Annotated in this window: 2 protein-coding genes; both read left to right on the top strand. The window is 37.3% G+C overall.

Annotation, left to right across the window (positions count from 1 at the left end; translation table 11 throughout):
* Positions 1–273: 273 nt before the first annotated feature.
* Complete coding sequence (locus H7254_RS14290; protein ID WP_301923148.1) at positions 274–1,518, top strand: ABC transporter permease; 1,245 nt, start codon at positions 274–276, stop codon at positions 1,516–1,518.
* A gap of 604 nt (positions 1,519–2,122) precedes the next feature.
* The coding region (locus H7254_RS14285; protein ID WP_301933604.1) for a GntR family transcriptional regulator at positions 2,123–3,105 on the top strand (983 nt) is incomplete at its 3' end.

The following is a 3,105-nucleotide window of genomic DNA, read 5'->3' as shown; positions in this document are numbered from 1 at the left end:
TCTACCAATAGTATGGCATAATGCAGTTTTATTTTATCTGCCATGGCCGATTAGCCAGTCAATATCTCCACCATAAATATTACAATTTCAGCACTTTTCATTTGTATAAAATTGAGACCTGTCTAAAAACACCTTTTAGATGTTTTTGGGATTGTATCCTGTGACAATTAATTCTCAAACTTTTAAGTATCCCTTTTTGCATAAAAATAACATCAAATTCACCATTTATCAATTTTTAATACCGGTTAAAATTGCTTGCAGTACATTTGAACTATGCAAAAAACCCTTCAAATTCTTGGCAACTCTTTACGGCTCACTTTGCAGGAGCTACGGATCAATAAATTGCGTACAGGCCTCAGTCTTACGGGCGTTGCATTTGGAATTTTTTGTATTATTGGTGTGCTGGCAACGGTTAACAGTTTAGAACATAATATACAGAACGAAGTTGCCGGTCTTGGCAGCAATACCATTTATATAGATAAGTGGGAATACGGTGGCGGTCCTGACAAACCATTCTGGAAATTCAGAGCAAGACCTATAATGAAATATGAGGAAGTTGCTCTTTTAAAACAACGCTCCGAACTGGTGGAGAATATCAGTTTTTTAATGCGTTCCAGCGGTAGCATTGCTTATAAAGATGATGTTATTGAAAATGTTTCTATTTATGGTATTACAGAAGACCAGGTAGATGTGCAACCCTTCTCTTTTGCATTTGGCCGTTTTATTTCTGATGCAGAATTTAACAGTGGCAGTGCGGTAGGGTTAATAGGTTATGACAATGCAGAAAAATTATTTGGTACCGCAGAAAGGGCACTCGGAAAGTTTTATGAAATAAAAGGCAAACGGGTAAATATTGTTGGCGTAATTAAAAAAGAAGGTAAAAATTTTATTGGCTGGGATTATGATAACTGCGTAATGTTGCCATATAAATTTGCCCGGCAAATTATTGCAGAAGACTACAGTAACCCGGTATTAATTGCAAAAGGAAAAGCCAATGTTACCCCCTCGCAGCTAAGTACAGAACTACAGGGAGCAATGCGGCAAATAAGAAGATTAAGCCCTACAACAGAAGATAATTTTTCATTGAACAGTGTGGAAGCGTTCAGCAAAGCCATCAGCGGATTGTTTAGTACAGTGGATATTGTAGGCGGTCTGATTGGTATTATCAGCCTGATTGTTGGCATGTTTGGCATTGCAAATATTATGTTTGTAACCGTAAAGGAAAGAACCAGTATGATTGGACTTAAAAAAGCCATTGGTGCAAAACGTTCCAGCATATTGTTTGAGTTTTTACTGGAAGCTGCTATGCTTTGCCTGATGGGTGGTGCAATCGGTTTATTGCTGGTGTACATTCTCACGCTTGTATTTTCCAAGATGTTCGATTTTCCTGTATTTGTTTCTATTCCGCTTTTAATAGGTACTGTTATAATTTGTTTGGTAGTCGGAATGCTGGCGGGAATTTTCCCTGCGTCAAGGGCTGCCAAAATGGATCCGGTAGAGGCTATTCGGAGTAAATAAGTACTTGTTTATTGAAGGTTTTTGATAAAAAGTGTCTCGCTATTATAAGTCAACATTCAGTGCAGTTAACAAAAAGTAAATTCGTATCCATCTGTACCACTTATGCCAAGTTGCTGGTCATCAAAAAGTAACAGAAAGCCCAGTCAGGCGTTTTCTTAAAGGAGAATTTTACGTAGAAATTGTAGGATATTGTTCTTACTATTGGCATCACAAAATTCTGTGTTGCTTGTTTTACCTGTATAGCACTGCGTTGAATAGTTATTGATTAACTGAATGTGAATTTTTATATTCAAATCTAAGCCCTTGTTGCTGCTTCATATTACAATTACAATATCCTGCAATTTTCGGAAGACGGTGTGGTGTCTTTTTAAGCAATATCTATAGTGTTAACCTTTTTGCGCTGCCTCCCATTGGCGCAGAAGCGTAGAATAAAAAAACGAAATGTAGATTTTTGGTTCGCATGCATAGACCTAACAATAAGCCCAGGAATAGGCGTCGGGTAACAAAACCCGAATAAATTAAATACATTATTTTACAAATATCCGCCAATATGGCTGCGAACTTTACCGCAAGGAAAAAATAGATATCTTGCAAGTGATTAATTATGTCGACTACCATGACTTCAGAAAATATTTATAGTTTTATTTCTATTGATGCCTATGCGGTAACGCCTAAATATATTCAGCTTACCAACTCTATTGTAAATGCGGTAGAGAAAGGAAATATCCAAAAAGGATGGTTGTTGCCTTCTATCAATGATCTGAGTTTTGAACTGGATATTTCCCGCGACACGGCTGAAAAAGCCTACAAGCACTTAAAGAAATTGGGTGTAATTGGATCGGTACCCGGCAAGGGATATTTTATCAGCAACGCCGACGTAAAACAACCAGTCAAAATATTTTTACTGTTTAATAAACTAAGTACGCACAAAAAAATAATGTACGATGCTTTTGTGGCCAGCATAGGAAAAGATGCGGTGATTGATTTTTATATCTACAACAATGACTTTGCCTTGTTTAGAAAACTGTTGACGAATAAAAGAGATGATTATACCAACTACGTCATTATCCCTCATTTTTTAGAGGGTGGCGAAAAAGCCTGCGAAATTATCAATACCATACCCAAAGAAAAATTGTTGCTGCTTGATCAGTTATTGCCTGGGGTTAACGGCGATTTTGCAGCCGTGTACGAAGCATTTGAAAAAGATATCTACGAAGCACTGGAGCAGATGGTGGAACAACTAAGCAGGTATCATACCATCAAAATTATTTTCCCGGAATACACCTATCATCCCAAACAGATCCTGGAAGGATTCTATCGCTTTTGTAACCAGTTTGCTTTTAACTATGAAGTAGTTGCCAATGTTACAAAAGCTGTTATCAACGAAGGGGAAGTGTATATCAGCCTGATGGAAAATGATCTTGTTTTATTGGTTGAGAAAATTATTGAAACAAAACTGGAGGTAGGCAAACAGGTGGGTGTTATTTCTTACAATGAAACGCCGCTCAAAAAAATCATTCTCAATGGCATCACCACCATCTCTACCGATTTTTATTTAATGGGAGAAAAAGCAGCGCAACTCATCCT

The sequence above is a fragment of the Ferruginibacter sp. genome, from assembly GCF_014377975.1.
In the GTDB taxonomy this organism is placed as follows: domain Bacteria; phylum Bacteroidota; class Bacteroidia; order Chitinophagales; family Chitinophagaceae; genus Ferruginibacter.
This window is presented reverse-complemented; position numbering and strand designations above follow the sequence as displayed.

Excerpts from the sequence above, each read along its gene's own strand:
- H7254_RS14290 (WP_301923148.1), top strand. The coding sequence starts at position 274 with ATGCAAAAAACCCTTCAAATTCTTGGCAACTCTTTACGGCTCACTTTG.